Origin of the sequence: Polaromonas sp. YR568 (genome assembly GCF_943372955.1) — a bacterium.
GTDB lineage: Bacteria > Pseudomonadota > Gammaproteobacteria > Burkholderiales > Burkholderiaceae_C > Polaromonas.
Window position 1 is genome coordinate 614,660 of the sequence record NZ_CALSAL010000002.1, and the last position, 19,531, is coordinate 634,190.

Below are 19,531 nucleotides of genomic sequence, written 5' to 3' on the forward strand. Positions count from 1 at the left end.
AAGGCGCATTCTTGAGTCGCGGCATTTCCGCAGATTCCGGAGTCTGTCATGCGCCCCGTCCGCCCCTGGTTTGTTCCATTTGTTCCTCCAGCACCCTCTGCGCTGCTGGCCTCATCGCTGCCACTGGCCATCGTCGGCATCATGTGTCTGGTCGGCCTGACCGGCGTGGTCCGAGCGGCCACCCCAGCGCCTGTAGCGGCCCAAACCACCATTGAGGCCCTGGCCAAAGCCAGTGCCGCAGTGGTCGGCGTGAGAGTCAGCGTGGATGAGTCAGCGCGCTCCTCTGAAACGCTGGGGCAGCGGCGTACTGGCTCGGGTGTGGTGATAGGCGCAGACGGCCTGGTACTCACCATCGGCTATCTGATGCTGGAAGCCGAAAAAATTGAAATCATCACGCAGGACAACAAGGCCGTGCCCGCGCGCGCGGTGGCCTATGACCTGGCCACCGGTTTCGGGCTGGTGCGGCCCCTGCTGCCGCTGCCGCCGGGCAGTGCAGTCACGCCCGTCAAGCTGGGGAACAGCAAGGACCTGCAGGCCGGCGAGCCCCTGATGGCCGTGACCGGACCGCAAGCTGACGACGACGGCGATGTGAGCATGACCCGGCTGATCAGCCGCAGGGCTTTCTCGGGCAGCTGGGAATACCACATCGACACCGCGCTATTCACCAGCCCGCCGGTGGCGGCCAGCGGCGGCAACCACAGCGGCGCGCCGCTCTTCAACCAGAAGGGCGAGCTGGTGGGTATCGGCTCCTTGCTGGTGGCCGACGCCACTGGCGGCAATCGCCGGCTGCCCGGCAACATGTTTGTACCGGTGGACCTGCTCAGCCCCATCCTGGCGGAGCTGCAAAAGACCGGTAGCAGCGTCAAAAGTCACCGCCCGTGGCTGGGGTTGACCTCGTCCGAACAGAACGGCCGGGTGCAGATCGTGCGCGTCAGCAAGGGCAGCCCCGCCGAGACGGCTGGCCTGCAAACCGGCGATGTGGTGCTGGCCGTGGACGACGCCAAGGTGACCTCGCTGGAGACCTTCTACAAAAAGCTGTGGGACCGCTCGGCACCGGACGCCGAGATCCGGCTCACCGTGCTGCAGGGCGCAGACATCAAGACCATGGTCATCCGGGCGCAGGACCGCATGCTGACGCTCAAGCAGCCCTCACGCATCTGAGCTCGCGCACCTCGGGCTCACACACCTGCGCCCGGTGAGCTCGCCAGCCCCTGGGCCACCGTGGGGTAGCGCAGCGCCAGACGCAACTCGCGCTTGAGCCGTGTGTTGTCCAGCTGGCGCGATTCGCTCATGAAACTCAGCAGCATCAAGGGCAGTGCCTCCTGCGCGGAATCCCGTGCCACCCGGGGCGGGCGCGGCAAGCCATACAGGTCAGCGGCCAGATCGAAGTAGTCGCCCATCAGCAGACGCGTATCGTCACTCGCATGGGTGATGCGCTGGGGCTTGCCGCGCCAAAGCGCAGCGATGCAGGCGCGCGCCAGGTCGTCGGCATGGATGTGGTTGGTGTATACGTCATCCTCCGTACGCAGCACGGGCGTGCCCTTGAGCAGGCGCCCGCGCGGCGTGCCACCTTCCCGGTCAGGCGCATAGATGCCCGGGATGCGCAGAATGTGCACCGGCGTGCCCGTGGCGCGACCCAGCAGGCGGACCTGCCCCTCGGCATCGACCCGCCGCCAGGCGCGCGGGGTGTGCGGATTGACGGCCCGGACCTCGGTCACCTGCTCACCGCCGCAATCACCATACACCCCGCTGGTAGAACCGTACACCAGTGAGCGTGGCAAGCCGCGCAGCCGCAGCGCGCGCATCAGCGCCAGCGTGCGCGGGTCGGTCTTCCAGTCGGGCTCGTGGTTGGGTGGCGGTGCCAGATGCACCACCCGCGTGGCGAGGCCCGCGAGCCGCCTGAGGCCGGCCACTTCGTCGAGATTGCCCTGCAAAGGGACCAACCCCGCAGTGCGCAACGCAGACACGCGATCAGGCGAAGAGGTGAGCGCCAGCACGCGCACGCGCGCGGGCAGCTGCCGGGCCACGCGCAGTCCGACGTCGCCGCAGCCGACGATGAGCACGCGCTGCCTGCGGAAGCGAAAAGGCAGGGCGCCAAGGGGATTCAGGTTTGAGGGCAAAATTGAGGCCTGTCGGACCGTGGTCCGGATAAAAACAACGCATCGAACGACACCTGCCAAGGATAACGACTATGAGCTTCAACGTGACCGTGCAACCCAGCGGCCGGGCTTTTGTGGCGCAAGCCGACGAAGCGCTGCTGGCCGCGGCGATTCGCCAGGGCATTGGCCTGCCTTACGGCTGCAAGGACGGCGCCTGCGGCTCCTGCAAATGCAAAAAGCTCGAAGGTAGCGTGAGCCATGGCCCGCACCAGTCCAAGGCGCTGTCGCCCGAGGAAGAGGCCAATGGCTTCATCCTCACCTGCTGCGCCACGGCCAACAGCGATGTGGTGATCGAGTCGCGCCAGGTCACCGACGAAAGCGCCTACCCCATCAAGAAAATGCCAGTGCGCGTGGCCAGCATGGCGCGGGCCTCGCACGACGTGATGGTGGTGCGCCTGCAGTTGCCCGCCAGTGATGTCTTCAAGTACCACGCGGGCCAGTATGTAGAGTTCCTGCTGCGCGACGGCGACCGGCGCGCCTACTCGATGGGCAACGCGCCACACACACAGACGGACACACCGGGCGTTGAGCTGCACATCCGCCACATGCCAGGCGGCAAGTTCACCGACCATGTGTTCGGCCCGATGAAGGAAAAGGAAATTCTGCGGGTGGAAGGCCCCTACGGCAGCTTCTTCCTGCGCGAGGACAGCACCAAGCCCATGGTGCTGCTGGCTTCCGGCACCGGCTTTGCACCCATCAAGGCGCTGATTGAGCACATGCAGTTCAAGAACATCACCCGCCCTGCCGTGCTGTACTGGGGTGGTCGCCGCCCGGCCGACCTTTATATGCACGAGTGGGTGCAGACCAAGGTAGCCGAGATGCCGCATCTTCGATATATACCCGTCATTTCGGATGCGCTGCCAGAAGACGGCTGGACCGGGCGTACCGGCTTTGTTCACAAGGCGGTGCTGCAGGACATTCCCGACCTGTCGGGCCATCAGGTGTACGCCTGTGGTGCGCCGATTGTGGTCGACTCGGCGCAAGCCGACTACACGGCTGCCGGCTTGCCCGCTGACGAGTTCTATGCCGACTCGTTCGTGACCGAGAAGGACAAGGCCAAGGCAGCCGCCTGAACAACGCCCATAGCTGGGCGTTCTCGGGGGCTCTGGGTCATTCTCAGGCACTCTCATGGATTTCGAGGGGGTGCGGCGCTGGCCGCTTTGCCACAATAGGGGCATGAACATCGCGTCCTCCCCAATCAAAACCCGCCTGCTCGCAGCCGCTGCGGCGTTACTCGTTTCCTTCTCTGGCACCGTGCTGGCGCAGCCCAAGGTGATGCGCATCATCGTGCCGTATGCCCCCGGCGGCCCGATCGATGTCACAGCACGCCTGATGGCCGAGCGCGTGAAAGACACGCTGGGCACGGTCATCGTCGAGAACCGGCCCGGCGGTGGTGGCAACATCGGTGTGGACGCCATCGCCAAATCCGCCCCCGATGGCATGACCATCGGCATCGCCGCCGTGGCCACACACGCCATCAACCCGTGGCTCTACAGCAAGATGCCGTACAACGCGGCGACCGACTTTGCCCCCATCACGCAGATGCTGCGCGTTCCCAACGTGCTGGTGATGAACGCTGACACCGCCAAACGCCTGAACATCAACACGCTGGCCGACCTGATTAAATACGCCAAGGCCAACCCGGCCAAGCTCAATTACGCCAGCGGCGGCAATGGCAGTGCTGGCCATCTGGCGGGCGAGATGTTCAAGGCGCAAGCCGGCATTTTTGCGCTGCACATTCCGTACAACGGCGGCAACCCGGCGCAGCTCGCGCTGCTCGGCGGGCAGGTGGACTTCAACTTCGACAACCTGGCAACCGCATCGGCCAACATCAAGTCAGGCAAGCTCAAGGCCCTGGCGGTGACCACCGCCAAGCGCAGCGCGGTGCTGCCGGATGTGCCGGCGGTGGCGGAAACACTCAAAGGCTTCGAGATTGATACCTGGTGGGGACTGGTGGCGCCAGCTGCCACGCCGCGTGATGTGGTGACCAAACTGAATCAGGCCTTTGTGGCGGCACTGGAGTCGCCGGAAACCAAGGCCCGGTTTGCGGGCTTGATGGCAGAGCCGGTGGGCAACACGCCCGAGCAGTTCGGCGCGTTCATGAAAGCCGAACTCGCCAAATACGAAAAGGTGGTGAAGGCCTCAGGCGCGAAGGTGGATTGACGAGCCTACTGGCGTTGGCCGTCCAGCGGCAGGGTGACAGTGAAGGTACTGCCCTGCTGCCACACGCTGGATACCTCGATCTGGCCACCCATCAGGCTGGCCAGCCGGCGGCAGATCGCCAGGCCCAGTCCGGTGCCATCGTGCTTGCGCGACAGGGCTGAATCCACCTGACGGAAAGGCTTGAACAGCAGCGGAATATCCTGCGGCTGAATGCCAATGCCGGTATCGGTGATTTGAAGCGACACCGCAGTGCACGGCGCGGCAGATGCTGCCTCCAGCGTCGTGAACCCGAGGGAGGCATCGGGCTGCCACTGATCGATCAGGGTGGCCCTGAATTTCACGCTGCCCGATTCGGTGAACTTGATGGCATTGCCCAGCAGGTTGAGCAGGATCTGCTCAACCCGGCGCATGTCACCGGTCATGCGCCCCACACTGGGGGCAACTGCAATTTCCAGCGCTAGCTCCTTGCTGGCAGCCAGCGGGGCCACAATGCCGCTGACCTTGCGGATGGACGCTGCCAGATCAAAGGGCTCGTTCACCACTACCAGCTCACCCGCTTCGATCTTCGAAATATCGAGCACATCATTGATCAAGGCCAGCAGATGGCGTGCACTGTCGCGCACCATGCCCAGCTGCTTGGCCTGCTCCGGGTTCAGTGGCCCGGCCAGTCCCTGCACCACAATGCCGGTGAAGCCGATGATGGAGTTCAGCGGCGTGCGCAGCTCGTGGCTCATGGTGGCCAGGAAAACGGACTTGGTGCGGTCGGCCGCCTCTGCGGCGTCCTTGGCCACTTCCAGTTGCAGGGCGCTTTGCTGAAGCGCCTGCGCGCGCTGCTGCAGCTCGCCCAGCAGTTGCCGGCGTTCGCTGTCGTCACGCGCCACGCCATACAGCCGCTGCTCGGTCGGTGACCACACCGCCGACCAGACGATGTGAACCACCGAGCCGTCCTTGCGCAAGGAGCGGCTTTCCAGGTCGCGCGCGGCATGGCCCTCGCGGACTTGCCGTGCCACCGACAGGGTCGCCTCGCGGTCCTGGGGGGGCACCAGATCGATGTAGGGACGACCGACCAGCTCGTCGGGGCGGTAACCCCAGACCTTCAGCGATGCCTCGCTGACCCGCAGGAAGCGAAGGTCCGCGTCGAAGATGCAGATCACATCGAGCGAGTTCTCGAACACCCGCTCCAGCTCGCTGGCCAGCTCGCGCTGCCGCTGCTCGCTTTGCTGAAGGCGCAATGCGGTGCGGCGCAGCGCCAGCCCCCATGCCAGGCTGGCAAGCAGCAGCACCACGGCAGCCAGCACCGCCCACTTCAGCCAGGGTGGCAATGCCGTTCGCAGGTCACCGGTTGTCCATCGCTCCACAGAGCGGTGGTATGGCGATGCGGAGTTCTTTTTCAGCTCCTGCAGATTGCGGTCCAGCAATGCCAACACCTCCGGGTCGAGGGATCTGGAGCCGGCAAAGTACAGCTGCGAGGGGTTAAAAATGATGGCGGTGTCGTCCAGTTCACTGGCGGCTGCGTGGCGGGCACCGTAAAAACGGTTGGTGACCACCGCATCCGCGCGGCCCTCGCGCACCGCACGAAAAGCCGAAGCAAAGTCAGGCTCGGGCACCAGCGTGGCATTGATGCTGAAACCGCCAATCATCTGCTGCACGTAGTCCTGCTGCATCGACCCCCGCAGCACCGCAATACGCTTGCCGGACAGGTCCAGCAGGGAGCGGATACCACTGTCACGCCGCGTGTAGATCTGGTTCCAGCTGGCAAGAACCGGCTCCTTGTGGAACTGGTAGAGCTTCTCGCGTTCACTGTTCAACGCGACGTCGGTCATCAGATCAATTTCGCCCGTCGACAGGCGGGCCAAGCCTTCGCTGAAGGTGCCGGGCACGTACTGCAGCGTCCAGCCCTCCTTGCGGGCAATAGCCTCCAGCACATCGTAAAAAATGCCTTCGACCTTGCCTTCGGCAGCCACGTTGATTTTCGGGCTGTTGTTGTAGACACCCACCCGCAGGGTCTGCGCAGCAGACACCGACAAGGCCAGCGCCCAGCCGCAAAGCAGCACCACCCCGCGCCAGACGGTCCGGGTCAATAGTTCGACACAGCGCGCAGACAGGGAGTGAATGGCCGTCTCCATGGTGATGTGCTCAAGGAGCCCTTGTGCTCAGCGGGCACGAGAGCCGGCCGTATTTTCCCGCCCCTCCCGACCCGCATCTTCGTCCGCATCTTAGCGCGCAACGCCCTTTCCGGAAGGGTCTGGATGCCCGAACCACCTGCGGGGCAAAGACAAGCCGTCGTCAGCCAGACCGGCGCCAAGTTCAGCGGGTGACGCGGTCCCCGTAGCGGATACTTTTGAGCGAACCACCCTCGAACTGCAGCATGGTCATGAACTGCCCGTAACCCGGGTTGTAGGTCCATTCCTCAACGGGCTGGCAATTGTTGATGGTGATGTTGTTGGTTACGCTGGTACCCGTGCCGGCATTGCCAGGCAGGGCCGGGTTGACGACCGGTGCGCCATTGACCGTTTGCTGCACGGGTTTGCAAAAGCTGTCTTTCATGACAGGCTCACCGCACTTTTGCAGGATGGTGCTTTTGGAGTTGCCAATCTGCGCCAGATCACCCTTGCAGCGCAGCGATTGGGCGGAGGCGCCAGTGATCAGGGACGAGGCGAGAAAGGCCGACACCAGGGCACCTGCAAGGGCCAGATGACGGCTCATTGGGCAGCGAGTGGATGGGTTCATATTCAGTGTTCCTGGTTTCTATTCAAAGGTGTGAAGCACACGCCCACGAACTTTATGTCCAGGATGGCGACGCTGCAAGGGTTTTGGCCCTCGCAACCCACTCGCCCAAGTTACCGCTGTAACGCAAGCCTTTCTGCGCCTTCCCTAGCGCAGGGCCCTTGACCTTACTCGCCGAGGTAGGCCGCCCGCACCCGGGGATCGTTCAGCAGTTCCTTCGCATCGCCGTTCATGGTGACGTTGCCGGACTCCATCACATAGCCGCGATTGGCAATGCCCAGCGCGCGGCTGGCGTTCTGCTCGACCAGCAGCACCGTTACGCCACGGGCGGACACATCTTTGACCACTTCGAAGATCTTGTCGACCATGATGGGCGACAGGCCCATGGAGGGCTCATCCAGCAGCAGCACCTTGGGGCGGCTCATCAGCGCGCGGCCCATGGCCAGCATCTGCTGCTCGCCGCCCGACATGGTGCCGGCCAACTGGTCCTTACGCTCGCGCAGGCGCGGGAACAGCTCGAACATTTTTTCAATGTCTGCCGCCACACCACTGCTGTCGCTGCGGATGTAGGCACCCATCTGCAGGTTTTCGGTGATGGTCATGCGGGTGAAAACACCGCGGCCTTCCGGCACCATGGCCAGGCCTTCCTTCACCAGGTCCCACGCGCCCCGGCCCTTGATGCTTTTACCCAGGTACTGAATGTCACCATCGAGCATCGGCAGGGTGCCGGTGATCGCTTTCATGGTAGTGGTCTTGCCTGCGCCATTCGAGCCGATCAGCGTGACCAGTTCGCCCTCGTTGACTTCAAAATCAACGCCCTTCACGGCCTGAATACCGCCGTAGGCCACCTTGAGGCCCGTCACTTTAAGAAGTGTGTTCGCCATGTTGCTGTTTCCCTTCAATGACCGGTGCCCAGATAGGCGGTGATCACTTTTTCGTCTTTTTGTACATCTGCCGGCGCGCCTTCGGCAATCTGCTTGCCGTAGTCCAGTACGGTGACGCGGTCGCACAGACCCATCACCAGTTTCACGTCGTGCTCGATCAGCAGGATGGTGCGGTTGTCCTTGCGAATCTGGTCAATCAGTTCGCGCAGCTGAACCTTCTCGGTGGCGTTCATGCCGGCAGCGGGTTCGTCGAGTGCGATCAGTTGCGGGTCGGTCGCGAGAGCGCGGGCAATTTCAAGACGGCGCTGGTCACCGTAGCTGAGGGTGCGGGCCTTGAAGTCGGCGTATTTGCCAATGCCCACGTAATCCAGCAGCTCCTGGGCGCGCTTGGCAATGGCTGCCTCTTCATGCTTGAAGCCGGGGGTGCGGAAGACCGCACCGAGGAGTCCGGACTGGGTGCGGATATGCCGCCCGACCATCACGTTTTCCAGCGCGGTCATGTCGGCAAACAGCCGGATGTTCTGGAAGGTACGGGCGATGCCGGCCTTGGCCACTTCATGAACCGCCGTCGGCTTGTAGGGCTTGCCCGCCAGCTCGAAGGTGCCGCTGTCGGGCGTGTACAGGCCGGTCAGCACATTGAAAAAGGTTGTTTTGCCGGCACCATTGGGGCCGATCAGGCCATAGACCTGACCGCGCATGATGTGGATGCCGACATCGGACAGGGCCTGCAAACCGCCGAAGCGCTTGGAAACACCAGCCACTTTAAGAATGGTTTCGCTCATGTCCATTCTCCTCAGGGGTTGATTGACTGGATGGGGTCCTTGCCGGCCGTCTTGTTCAACGACTTGCCGTGCTCGGACGCGGGCCACAGGCCCCTTGGGCGCATCAGCATGATGGTGATCATGGCCAGCGCAATCAGCAGTTGACGCAGGATGGCAGAGTCGAGACGGCCATCGGTCATGGCCTGCAGCGGCCCAGCGACGTGACGCAGCACCTCAGGCAAGGCGGCCAGCAACAAGGCGCCGAGAATCACGCCCGGCAGATGACCAATGCCGCCCAGCACCACCATGGCCACGATCATCACCGACTCCATCAGGCTGAAGGATTCCGGCGAGACAAAGCCCTGGAAGGCCGCGAACATGGAGCCCGACACGCCACCGAACGTGGCGCCCATGCCGAAAGCCAGCAGCTTCATGTTGCGGGTGTTGATACCCATGGCCTTGGCGGCGATTTCGTCTTCGCGGATCGCCATCCAGGCGCGGCCGATGCGGGAGTTTTCCAGACGGTAGCAAATGATCACCGACACAATCACCAGCACCAGAAAGAGGTAGTAATACATCGACACCGAGGTGAACTCGATGCCGAAAAAGGTGTGCGACTTGCCCAGGTCAAAACCGAAGAACTTCATCGAGTCGATCTGGCTGATGCCCTTGGGGCCGTTGGTCAGGTTGATCGGGCGGTCCAGGTTGTTCAGGAACACCCGGATGATCTCGCCGAAGCCGAGCGTCACGATGGCTAGGTAGTCGCCGCGCAGCTTGAGCGTGGGTGCGCCAAGCAGCACACCAAACAGCCCCGCCAGCACGGCAGCCGCCGGGATGATGGCCCAGATAGGCAAATGCAGGCCGTTCGGAAAGGCCGCCGCGATGAAGGGAAAAGCCTCCGCCAGATGCGGTGAGCCAAGCAGGGCGAACAGGTAGGCGCCCACGGCAAAGAAGGCCACGTAGCCCAGGTCCAGCAGACCGGCATAGCCGACCACAATGTTCAGGCCCAGTGCCAACAGCACATAGAGCAGCGCCATGTCCACAATGCGGACCCAGGCGTTGCCGCCCTGCTGCAGGATCAGCGGCAGCACCAGCAGGGCCGCCGCGACGATCAGGAACTTCACGAGTTTGTTCGATTGCATCTCAGGTTCTCCTAGGGACGGCCGGGGATCAGGCCCGGTCTGCCACACGCTCACCCAGCAGGCCGGATGGGCGCAGGGTGAGCACAAAAATCAGCACGATGAAGGCAAAGATGTCGGAGTACTGGCTGCCCAGCACGCCGCCGGTCAGCGGCCCGATGTAGCCGGCACCGATGGATTCGATCAACCCGAGCAGGATGCCGCCGAGTACCGCGCCACCGAGGTTGCCAATGCCGCCGAACACCGCCGCCGTAAAGGCCTTCAGACCCGGCAGAAAGCCCATGGTGTGCTGCACCGTGCCGTAGTTGGAGGCGTACATCACACCAGCCAGCGCAGCCAGCACCGCACCGATGATGAAGGTGGCAGAGATGACGGTGTCAGGCCGCACACCCATCAAGGCCGCCACACGCGGGTTCTCGGCCGTGGCGCGCATGGCCCGGCCCAACTTGGTGTAATGCACCAGCCACATCAGCACGGCCAGCGACACGGCAGTTGCGCCGAGGATGAAGAGCTGCGTCACGGTGATCACCGCACCGCCCACCTGGAACGGCTCGGTCGGCAGCAGCGTGGGGTAAGCCTTGTAGTTCGGCTTCCAGATGATCATGGCCAGCGTCTGCAGCAACAGCGACATGCCGATGGCCGTGATCAGCGGCGCCAGCTTGGGCGAATTGCGCAGTGGCCGGTAGGCGATTTTTTCGATCGCGAAGTTGAGTGCTCCGCACACCACAAAGGCAATCAGCAGCGAGATCAGCAGAATCACCCAGCCGGGCGTGCCGGGCATGGAGGCCTGCATCAGCCCGATGATGGTCCAGCTAGTGAGCGCGCCCACCATCAGTACCTCGCCATGCGCAAAATTGATCAGATTGATGATGCCGTACACCATGGTGTAACCCAGGGCGATCAACGCATACATGCTGCCCAGAACCAGACCGTTGATGATCTGCTGAAGCAAGACTTCCATAACGCACTCTCCCGATTGATTGAAGCTGCCAACGCCGTTGGCATCGCTGCCTGCAGGATCACCACAGGCTGAAACGAGCTAACAAAAAGCCCGCCGATCAAAACCAGATGAACTGGCGTCGTTGGCGAGCTGATAAGAAATTGTAGCTAGCGAGTCTTAGCGAGAATCGGGCCAACACCCCGGTTTTTCCCGGGTTTACCCTCGCGAGGAGGGCTTTTAGGGCCTGTTGAACGGCTTTATCAGCCGGATTTTATTTTTATCAGTTGGGCTTATTGTTCTTGTTTTTCAAATCATTCAACTTATCGGATATGCGTATTTCCAGACCGCGGTTGACGGGCCGATAAAACTGCGGCGGCGCCATGCCTTCGGGGAAATAGTTCTCGCCGGCCGCGAAGCCGTCCTCTTCGTCGTGCGCATAGCGGTAGTTCTTGCCGTAATCCAGCTGCTTCATCAGCTGGGTGGGCGCATTGCGCAGGTGCAGCGGCACGGGCCGGGTGCCGTCCTTCTTGATGAAGGCCTTGGCTTCGTTGAAAGCCTTGTAAACCGCGTTCGATTTGGGCGCCACCGCCAGATAGACCACGCACTGGGCCAGCGCCAGCTCGCCCTCGGGTGAGCCGAGCCGCTCGTACACATCAGCGGCATCCAGCGCCAGCCGCAGCGCACGCGGGTCGGCGAGACCAATGTCTTCGCTGGCCATGCGGATCAGGCGCCGGGCCATGTAACGCGGCTCCGCACCACCATCGAGCATGCGCATGAACCAGTAAAGTGCGGCGTCCGGATCGGAGCCGCGCACCGACTTGTGCAGGGCCGAGATGGTGTCGTAAAACTGCTCGCCGCCCTTGTCGTAGCGCCGCAAGCGCTCGCCCAGCACCTTGAGCAGCCAGGCGTCGGTGACATCGGACAGCTTTTCCGATTGGGCCGCCACGCCCAAAGATTCAAGCGTGTTGAGCAGGCGCCGCGCATCGCCATCGGCATAGGCGACCAGCCGGTCGACTGCTTCGGGCACCATCGTTGCGATGGTCGGCAGGGCATGCTCTGCCAGAACGCGATCAACAATCTTCTGCAGATCCTCGGGGCCCAGCGGTTGCAGCACATAAACCACCGCCCGGGACAGCAGCGCCGAGTTGACCTCAAACGACGGGTTTTCGGTGGTCGCGCCGATGAAGGTGAACAAGCCACTCTCCACATGCGGGAGGAAAGCATCCTGCTGGCTCTTGTTGAAGCGGTGAACTTCGTCCACAAAAACCATGGTCCGCCGACCCGACTGCGCCTGCCAGATGCTGGCCTGCTCGACCGCTTCGCGGATGTCCTTGACACCGCCGAGCACCGCCGAGATGGTGATGAAGTGGGCGTCAAAGCTGCTGGCCATCAGCCGCGCGATGGTGGTCTTGCCCACGCCGGGCGGACCCCAGAGGATGCAGCTGTGCGGCTGGCCGGATTCAAACGCGATGCGCAGTGGCATGCCCTCGCCCAGCAGGTGTTGCTGGCCAATGACCTCACCCAGATGCGAAGGCCGCAGGCGCTCGGCCAGAGGCACCTGCGGCGACGTGCGGTCCGTCCTGGAGGCCATGGGTCTGTCTGCGGGAATGCGGTGATGCAGCGAGATTTACTGCCGGATCACGTCCGCACCTGCGGGCGGCTTGAACTGGAAGTTGCTCACAGGGAGCGACGGATTGATTTCAAACTGTGTGAAAGTCATCACCGACTTCTGCCCAAAGCTGTCGAGGATTTCCAGCATGGCCAGCTCGTTCCCCTTGTCACTCGGTCGAAAGCCGACGCTGATGCTCTGCAGCTGGCCATCCTTGGCCTTGGGCGTGGCTTGCACCCATTGCAGGCCAGCGCGCTCGGGTTGCGGTGCCAGCGTGAAATCGGCCTCCAGCCCCTTCAGGTCGGCAGCCGCTGCAATCACCGCCGCAGGTGTGCCGTTGAGCACCTGCCCCAGCTTGCGCGAGGTGACCTGGTTCAGGTCCACATCATGCAGCCACAGGTTTTGACCGTCGGCCACGATGCTCTGCTCAAACGGTTTTTTGTAGATGAACTTGAAACGGTTCGGCCGCAGGAATTCGAATGTGCCACTGGAGGTTTTGGCCTTGGCGGTTTGGCCTTCCTTGGTCGGGCTGGTCACCACCTGGGTGAAAGCGGCGCGGCCGCTGCGTGTGGTCTTGATGAAGGACTCCAGCGCCTGAAGCCCGGCACTGGGCGCCGATTGCGCGCTGGCCGCCAGCGGAATCGAGAGAAGCGCTGCACAGGCCGTTGCCTGCAGGGCCCGGGCGGCGCGGTGCGACCACATGCCAGCAGCGACTTGAGGGGATGTCTTGGTGTTCATGATGTGCAAACCATAAGAAAACATAACAAAAGGGGTGGGCTCAAAACGGAAAGCCTCAGCTTGCCCCAGTCATGTGTCGGCGCGGTATAGGCGCGGTAAACCCCGTCATGTCGTCATTCGGCGCGCGATGGCACCAGAATTTCGCGCTGGCCGCTGCCGCTCATGGCGCTGACGAGGCCCGCCTTTTCCATGTCTTCCACCAGACGGGCGGCGCGGTTGTAGCCGATTTTCAGGTGGCGCTGCACCAGTGAAATGCTGGCCTTGCGGTTCTTGAGCACCACCTCCACGGCCTGGTCGTACATCGGGTCTTTCTCGCCACCACCGCCGCCCTCGCCGAGCAAATCGCCGTCTTCGCCATCGACGGTGCCGCCTTCCAGTACGCCGTCGATGTAATTGGGCTCGCCCTGTTGCTTCAGGTATGCCACCACGCGGTGCACTTCGTCGTCGCTCACGAAGGCGCCGTGCACGCGGATCGGGAAACCGGTGCCACTGGGCATGTACAGCATGTCGCCCATGCCGAGCAGCGCCTCGGCGCCCATCTGGTCGAGGATGGTGCGGCTGTCGATCTTGCTGCTGACCTGGAAGGACAGGCGGGTAGGAATGTTGGCCTTGATGAGGCCGGTGATCACGTCCACGCTGGGGCGCTGGGTGGCCAGCACCAAGTGAATGCCGGCTGCACGGGCTTTTTGCGCGAGGCGGGCAATCAGTTCTTCAATCTTCTTGCCCACCACCATCATCAGGTCGGCGAGTTCGTCGATCACGACCACGATGTAGGGCAAGCGCTCCAGCGGTTCGGGCTGCTCGGGTGTCAGGCTGAAGGGGTTGTAGATGAACTCGCCTTTGGCCTTGGCTTCGTCTAGCTTGGCGTTGTAGCCCGCGAGGTTGCGCACGCCCAGCTTGCTCATCAGCTTGTAGCGCTTCTCCATCTCGGCCACGCACCAGTTGAGGCCGTGGGCCGCCTGCCGCATGTCGGTGACCACCGGCGCCAGCAAATGCGGAATGCCTTCGTAGACGCTCATTTCCAGCATCTTCGGATCGATCAGCAGCAGGCGCACATCGCGCGCATCGGCCTTGTAGAGCAGGCTCAGAATCATGGCGTTGATACCGACCGATTTGCCCGAGCCGGTAGTACCCGCCACCAGGCAGTGCGGCATCTTGGCCAGGTCAGCCACCACCGCCGCGCCGCTGATGTCCTTGCCCAGACCGATGGTCAGCATGGACTTGGCTTCGTTGTAGACCTGCGAGCCCAGAATCTCGCTGAGCTTGATCGACTGGCGCTTGGCGTTGGGCAGTTCCAGCGCCATGTAGTTCTTGCCGGGAATGGTCTCGATCACGCGGATGGACACCAGGCTCAGAGCGCGCGCCAGATCCTTGGCGAGGTTCACGACCTGCGAGCCCTTCACGCCGGTGGCCGGCTCGATCTCGTAGCGTGTGATCACAGGGCCGGGTGCTGCTGCGACCACACGGACCTCGACGCCGAAATCCTTGAGTTTTTTCTCGATCAACCGCGAGGTCATCTCCAGTGTCTCGGGGGCCACGGTTTCCTGCCGCAACAACGCGCCATCGAGCAAATCGACCTGCGGCAGTTTGGAGTCCGGCATCTCGCTGAACAAGGGCTTTTGCCGCTCCTTGGCGACACGCTCGCTCTTGGGGATATCCACCAGCGTGGGCTCAATCAACACCGGCACCGGATGGTGCTCTTCGATCTCGATGCGTTCATCGACCAGTGTTTCCTCGCGCTCGCGCGCGGCGAGCTTGCCAAGGGCCAGGTCTTCGGCCATCTCGCGCTTTTCGCGGCGGCCTTCGATGAGGTTGTCAATCCATGCGCCGACGCGCAAGGCCACCTGGGCCCAGGAAAAGCTGAAGACAGCCGATACGGCAATCACGCCAAGCGCAATGAACACCAGCCCGGAGCCGGCAAAGCCGAGCCATTTGACGCCAGCGCCGCCCGCCAGATAACCCAGCACGCCGCCGGCATGACCGGGCAGACGGACCTCGAAACGGTAAAGACGCGACCATTCCAGCGCTGCGCTGGCCACCAGAAGAAGGGTCAAGCCCAGCCAGAAGCGCAGGCGGGGGGATGTGGCATCGGACGTGCCGGCTGCCTCGCCGCGCAACCACCGCGCCAGCGACGAGAGCCACACATGGCCCCCGGCCAGCAGCGCCCACCAGACGGAAAAACCAAGCAGGTAGTAGCTGAGATCGGCAAGCCAGGCGCCCATGCGGCCGCCCCAGTTGCGCACCAGCGGCACGGCGCCTGACACGTCAGCCGCCCCCGAGGTGGACCACGCTGCGTCCAGGGCCGAATAGCTCAGCAGCGCAACCAACCAGAACACCAGAGCCAGAGCGCCCAGAATGAGGCTCACCTCGTGGGCAAAACGTTTGATGCCGGCAGGGGCGCCGTTCGATGCGGAGTTCAAGGTGTCTAGGGAGTAAGTCATGGCTCGGGGCAGAGCTTAACGCAGTTGACCGGCTCAAACACCCGGTGACAGACCGGTAAATGACCCGGTAACAGGCCCCCGGTCAGCCCAGCGTATGAAGCCGCTCCATGATGCGCACAGAGCCGTCGTCGCGGGTTTCAATGAAGCTGCGCTCTTCCAGGTCCTTCATCACCCGGCTGACCATCTCGCGGGAGGCGCCCACCACCTTGGCCAGGTCCTGGCGCGACACTTTCTCACGGATCACAGTATCACCCGCAGCGTCGGTGATGGCAGACTCCAGCAGCGCGCGGGCCACACGGCCATAAACATCCATCAATGCCAGCGATTCAATCTTGCGGTCCGCCTGCCGCAGGCGCTGCACCAGCCCCTTGAGCACGGCATAGGCCATGGAGCTGTTTTCGGGCAGGCAGCGGGCAAACTCCTGCCGGCCCAGAATCAGCGCGTCGGTCTGGATTTCGGCACGCACCGTGGCGGAATGGGGCTCATCATCGATCAGGCTCATCTCGCCCACGTAATCACCCGGGTGCATGGTCGCCAGAATGACTTCGCGGCCCCGCGCATCGGTGGCCATGACCCGCGCGCGTCCGGTGAGGATGATGGACAGGGCATTGGACTTCTTGCCCTGCTCCACGATGGACTCGCCGCGTTTGAAACGGCGCTTGACAACGGCCGCCGCCACCGACTCGGCCTGCGAGGGTGTCAACATCGAAAAAAGCGGCACCCGGCGTATCAGCTCAAGATTGGACACCATCGTTGTCATATCAGCTCCCTCGCGACCTCAGAGCCGACAGTGGCTCGTTTGACTTCATACAATGGTACGGCAACGGAAATGCCTCGGATTCATGGCGGCTGGCGCGGGCCACTCGCTGACTCCCACTGCAGCGCTTGACTTTTGCACGAGCACCACCCAAATCTACCTGACTTCCCCCTCTTTCCCAATCGGTTTTTCATCATGAAACATTCCAAAGTTCTGATCCTCGGCTCGGGCCCGGCGGGCTACACCGCTGCCGTGTATGCAGCGCGTGCCAACCTCAAGCCCGTTCTCATCACCGGGATCGCGCAGGGCGGCCAGCTGATGACCACCACCGAAGTCGATAACTGGCCGGCCGACGTGGACGGCGTGCAAGGCCCGGAGCTGATGCAGCGTTTTCTGGCGCATGCCGAGCGCTTCAACACCGAGATCATTTTTGACCACATCAACCAGGTGGATCTCAGCAAGCGTCCGTTCACCCTCACCGGCGACAGCGGCAGCTACACCTGCGACGCGCTGATCATCGCCACCGGTGCCTCGGCCAAATACCTGGGTCTGGAATCGGAATCGGCCTTCATGGGCCGCGGGGTGTCGGGCTGCGCCACCTGCGATGGTTTCTTCTATCGCGACCAGGAAGTCTGCGTGGTGGGCGGCGGCAACACCGCCGTGGAAGAGGCCCTGTACCTCTCCAACATCGCCAGCAAGGTGACGCTGGTGCATCGCCGCGACAAGTTCAAGGCCGAAGCCATCCTGATCGACAAGCTCCACGAGAAAGTGGCTGCTGGCAAGATCGAGCTGCAGTTGCACCACACACTGGACCAGGTGCTGGGCGACGCCTCCGGCGTGACCGGCGTGCGGCTCAAAAGCACGCAGACTGAGGCCACCAAGGACATCGCCCTGAAAGGCTGCTTCATCGCCATCGGCCACCAGCCCAACACCGACATCTTTGCTGGCCAGCTGGACATGAAGGACGGCTACATCATCACCAAAACCGGCCTTCAGGGTTTTGCCACCATGACCAGCGTGCCGGGCGTGTTTGCGGCCGGTGACGTGCAGGACCATGTGTACCGCCAGGCGATCACCAGCGCCGGCACCGGCTGCATGGCGGCGCTGGACGCACAGCGCTTTCTCGAGCAATAGGCCACAGCCCAAGCCAGCAGACCAGGACGCCTGAATCAATGGGCCAGCCAGATGGTTGGACAGATTCCGTTTTCAGGCTATAATCGCTGGCTTAGCCGAACTTCCTCCGGGCCATTTCGCATGGCCACTCAGGGGCAGTTCAGCATCCGATTTCCAATTTTTTATACGGAGAGTGCTCATGGCACGCGTCTGTCAGGTAACGGGCAAAGGCCCGATGGTGGGAAACAATGTTTCTCACGCCAACAACAAAACCAAGCGCCGGTTCATGCCCAACCTGCAGTACCGCCGTTTCTGGGTCGAGAGCGAGAACCGCTGGGTGCGTCTGCGCATCACCAGCGCCGGTCTGCGCTTGATTGACAAAAAAGGCATCGACGCGGTCCTGGTGGACCTCCGTGCCCGCGGTGAAGTCTAAGGAGAACGATCATGGCCAAAGGCGCGCGCGAAAAAATCAAGCTGGAATCCACTGCCGGCACCGGTCACTTTTACACGACCACCAAAAACAAGAAAACCACGCCCGACAAGATGCTGATCATGAAATTTGATCCCAAGGCACGCAAGCACGTGGAATACAAGGAAATCAAGCTGAAGTAATTCGGCCTGAAACCTTGGGCAACCTGTCCCGCCCCGAGGGCAAAACAGAAAAACCCGCTGCAACCCAGCGGGTTTTTTCATGGGCGTTGATTTTGTGACGCTGCGCGCAGGGCTATCCCACCCCGTCTACAAGCCTCTGTCGTTCAGCGACTGAAGCCGCCCCACAGGGCAACAGAAGCAGGCGCCCAAAGAAAAACCGCCTGAGCGCTGTAGCGCCAAGGCGGTTCACAAGAGTGCGGCCGAAGGCTGGCATAACCAGCCCCACCTGAACTGAGGGTCAGCTGCGAGCTGCGCGCAACTTCATCGAGAAATCACGCAACGCAGCGATGCCACTTTCTTCGGCGCGGTGGCACCAGGCCTGCAGGTCGGCGGCCAGTTGCTCGCGCGATGCATTGGTGGTCATCCACATCTGGCGCAGCTCTTCGCGCATGGTCACCATCTTGTCGAGCACCGGGTGCTCGGCACGCGCCTGGGCAATTTGCGGCCGGGCAGCAGCGGGCACCTTGTCGTCATCGCGGTGCAACCAGCGGTTAGCGGCCTTCAGCACAGACACATCGGCCTGGCGGGCCTTGAGTGCCTCGATCTCGGCGCGTCCGGCGCGACGCAGTTCCCGGGCGTAGCCGGCCATCACTTCATAGCGGTGGGCGATCAGAGCCTCAAGGGTTTTCTCGTCAGCCACCGGCTGAATGGCGCCCAGTTGCAGCTTGGGCGGCACCTTCTTGACGGTGGCCAGGCCCACACGCTCCAGCGCGCGGATGTAAATCCAGCCGATGTCGAATTCGTAGGGTTTGACCGAAAACTTGGCCGACGTGGGGTAGGTGTGGTGGTTGTTATGCAGCTCTTCGCCACCGATCATGATGCCCCAGGGCGAAATGTTGGTGCTGGCGTCTGGCGCCTCGAAGTTGCGGTAGCCCCAGTAGTGGCCGATGCCGTTGATGATGCCGGCCGCCGTGACAGGGATCCAGGCCATTTGCACGGCCCACACGGCCAGACCAGCCATGCCGAACAGGGCCAGGTCGATGATCATCATCAGACCCACACCCTGCCAGCTGTAGCGGGTATAGAGGTTGCGCTCGATCCAGTCGTTGGGGGTACCGTGGCCATACTTGACCATGGTTTCCTTGTTCTTGCTCTCGGCGCGATACAGTTCGGCGCCCTTCCAGAACACTGTCTTGATGCCGTAAGCCTGCGGGCTGTGCGGATCTTCAGAGGTTTCGCACTTGGCGTGGTGCTTGCGGTGAATCGACACCCACTCCTTGGTCACCTGGCCGGTTCCCAGCCAGAGCCAGAAACGGAAAAAGTGCGCGGGGATCGCGTGCAGGTCCATGGCACGGTGTGCCTGGTGGCGGTGAAGGTAAATCGTGACACTGGCAATCGTGATGTGGGTTGTCACCAGGGTGTACAACACGATCTGCCACCACGTGGCGGCAACCAGTCCATTGGCCAGCCAGTCGATGGCGGCATCAAACAAAATCATAAACATCCTTA

18 protein-coding genes are annotated in these 19,531 nt (G+C 62.6%); 6 read left to right on the forward strand and 12 right to left on the reverse strand.

Annotated features, from left to right (window positions below; translation table 11 throughout):
* The first annotated feature begins 48 nt into the window (after positions 1 to 48).
* Positions 49 to 1,161, forward strand: a complete 1,113-nt coding sequence (locus AAG793_RS08840; RefSeq protein WP_341906854.1) for a S1C family serine protease — start codon at positions 49 to 51, stop codon at positions 1,159 to 1,161.
* A 17-nt stretch (positions 1,162 to 1,178) separates the two neighbouring features.
* Here AAG793_RS08840 and AAG793_RS08845 read toward each other — a convergent pair whose 3' ends face one another.
* Positions 1,179 to 2,120 (reverse strand): NAD-dependent epimerase/dehydratase family protein, encoded by a 942-nt coding sequence (locus tag AAG793_RS08845; RefSeq protein ID WP_341906856.1) that lies wholly within the window; start codon positions 2,118 to 2,120, stop codon positions 1,179 to 1,181.
* A 71-nt stretch (positions 2,121 to 2,191) separates the two neighbouring features.
* On the opposite strand from AAG793_RS08845, the gene AAG793_RS08850 reads away from it, so the two are divergent.
* On the forward strand, positions 2,192 to 3,232 hold the full coding sequence (locus AAG793_RS08850) for a CDP-6-deoxy-delta-3,4-glucoseen reductase (RefSeq protein ID WP_341906859.1): 1,041 nt from the start codon (positions 2,192 to 2,194) through the stop codon (positions 3,230 to 3,232).
* A gap of 103 nt (positions 3,233 to 3,335) precedes the next feature.
* Positions 3,336 to 4,322, forward strand: a complete 987-nt coding sequence (locus AAG793_RS08855; protein ID WP_341906861.1) for a tripartite tricarboxylate transporter substrate binding protein — start codon at positions 3,336 to 3,338, stop codon at positions 4,320 to 4,322.
* Between the two features lie 5 nt (positions 4,323 to 4,327).
* On the opposite strand, the gene AAG793_RS08860 is transcribed toward AAG793_RS08855, so the two are convergent.
* The 10 genes from AAG793_RS08860 to AAG793_RS08905 all read right to left on the reverse strand — a co-directional run bounded on the left by AAG793_RS08860 (position 4,328) and on the right by AAG793_RS08905 (position 16,321).
* On the reverse strand, positions 4,328 to 6,448 hold the full coding sequence (locus AAG793_RS08860) for a transporter substrate-binding domain-containing protein (RefSeq protein ID WP_341906865.1): 2,121 nt from the start codon (positions 6,446 to 6,448) through the stop codon (positions 4,328 to 4,330).
* 181 nt (positions 6,449 to 6,629) lie between these two features.
* Complete coding sequence (locus AAG793_RS08865) at positions 6,630 to 7,052, reverse strand: DUF2845 domain-containing protein (RefSeq protein ID WP_341906868.1); 423 nt, start codon at positions 7,050 to 7,052, stop codon at positions 6,630 to 6,632.
* A 164-nt stretch (positions 7,053 to 7,216) separates the two neighbouring features.
* A complete protein-coding gene (locus AAG793_RS08870) occupies positions 7,217 to 7,933 on the reverse strand; it encodes an ABC transporter ATP-binding protein (protein ID WP_341906871.1) in 717 nt (238 codons plus the stop codon).
* A gap of 14 nt (positions 7,934 to 7,947) precedes the next feature.
* A complete protein-coding gene (locus AAG793_RS08875; RefSeq protein WP_341906874.1) occupies positions 7,948 to 8,715 on the reverse strand; it encodes an ABC transporter ATP-binding protein in 768 nt (255 codons plus the stop codon).
* Positions 8,716 to 8,726: 11 nt separating this feature from the next.
* Positions 8,727 to 9,836: an ABC transporter ATP-binding protein gene (locus tag AAG793_RS08880; protein WP_341906877.1), complete on the reverse strand. Its 1,110-nt coding sequence runs from the start codon at positions 9,834 to 9,836 to the stop codon at positions 8,727 to 8,729.
* 28 nt (positions 9,837 to 9,864) lie between these two features.
* Positions 9,865 to 10,794, reverse strand: coding sequence for a branched-chain amino acid ABC transporter permease (locus tag AAG793_RS08885; protein WP_341906880.1), 930 nt, complete (start codon positions 10,792 to 10,794; stop codon positions 9,865 to 9,867).
* A gap of 259 nt (positions 10,795 to 11,053) precedes the next feature.
* Entirely contained in the window at positions 11,054 to 12,364 is a 1,311-nt protein-coding gene (locus AAG793_RS08890; protein ID WP_341906882.1) for a replication-associated recombination protein A, read from the reverse strand.
* Positions 12,365 to 12,400: 36 nt separating this feature from the next.
* Positions 12,401 to 13,084, reverse strand: coding sequence for an outer membrane lipoprotein chaperone LolA (gene lolA, locus AAG793_RS08895; RefSeq protein WP_341907682.1), 684 nt, complete (start codon positions 13,082 to 13,084; stop codon positions 12,401 to 12,403).
* 149 nt (positions 13,085 to 13,233) lie between these two features.
* Complete coding sequence (locus tag AAG793_RS08900; RefSeq protein WP_341906886.1) at positions 13,234 to 15,561, reverse strand: DNA translocase FtsK 4TM domain-containing protein; 2,328 nt, start codon at positions 15,559 to 15,561, stop codon at positions 13,234 to 13,236.
* A gap of 82 nt (positions 15,562 to 15,643) precedes the next feature.
* The gene (locus AAG793_RS08905) at positions 15,644 to 16,321 is read right to left on the reverse strand and encodes a Crp/Fnr family transcriptional regulator (RefSeq protein WP_341906888.1); all 678 of its coding nucleotides are present in this window, start codon (positions 16,319 to 16,321) and stop codon (positions 15,644 to 15,646) included.
* A gap of 192 nt (positions 16,322 to 16,513) precedes the next feature.
* Between AAG793_RS08905 and trxB the strand changes: the two genes are divergently transcribed.
* From trxB to rpmG, 3 genes are all read left to right on the forward strand, one after another.
* Entirely contained in the window at positions 16,514 to 17,452 is a 939-nt protein-coding gene (gene trxB, locus AAG793_RS08910; RefSeq protein ID WP_341906891.1) for a thioredoxin-disulfide reductase, read from the forward strand.
* Positions 17,453 to 17,630: 178 nt separating this feature from the next.
* Positions 17,631 to 17,864, forward strand: coding sequence for a 50S ribosomal protein L28 (rpmB, locus tag AAG793_RS08915; protein ID WP_293403299.1), 234 nt, complete (start codon positions 17,631 to 17,633; stop codon positions 17,862 to 17,864).
* A gap of 11 nt (positions 17,865 to 17,875) precedes the next feature.
* Positions 17,876 to 18,043 (forward strand): 50S ribosomal protein L33, encoded by a 168-nt coding sequence (rpmG, locus tag AAG793_RS08920; protein ID WP_007863188.1) that lies wholly within the window; start codon positions 17,876 to 17,878, stop codon positions 18,041 to 18,043.
* A gap of 277 nt (positions 18,044 to 18,320) precedes the next feature.
* Here the strand turns inward: rpmG and AAG793_RS08925 are convergent, their stop codons facing one another.
* Positions 18,321 to 19,520: a fatty acid desaturase gene (locus AAG793_RS08925; protein ID WP_341906894.1), complete on the reverse strand. Its 1,200-nt coding sequence runs from the start codon at positions 19,518 to 19,520 to the stop codon at positions 18,321 to 18,323.
* Between the last annotated feature and the right edge of the window lie 11 nt (positions 19,521 to 19,531).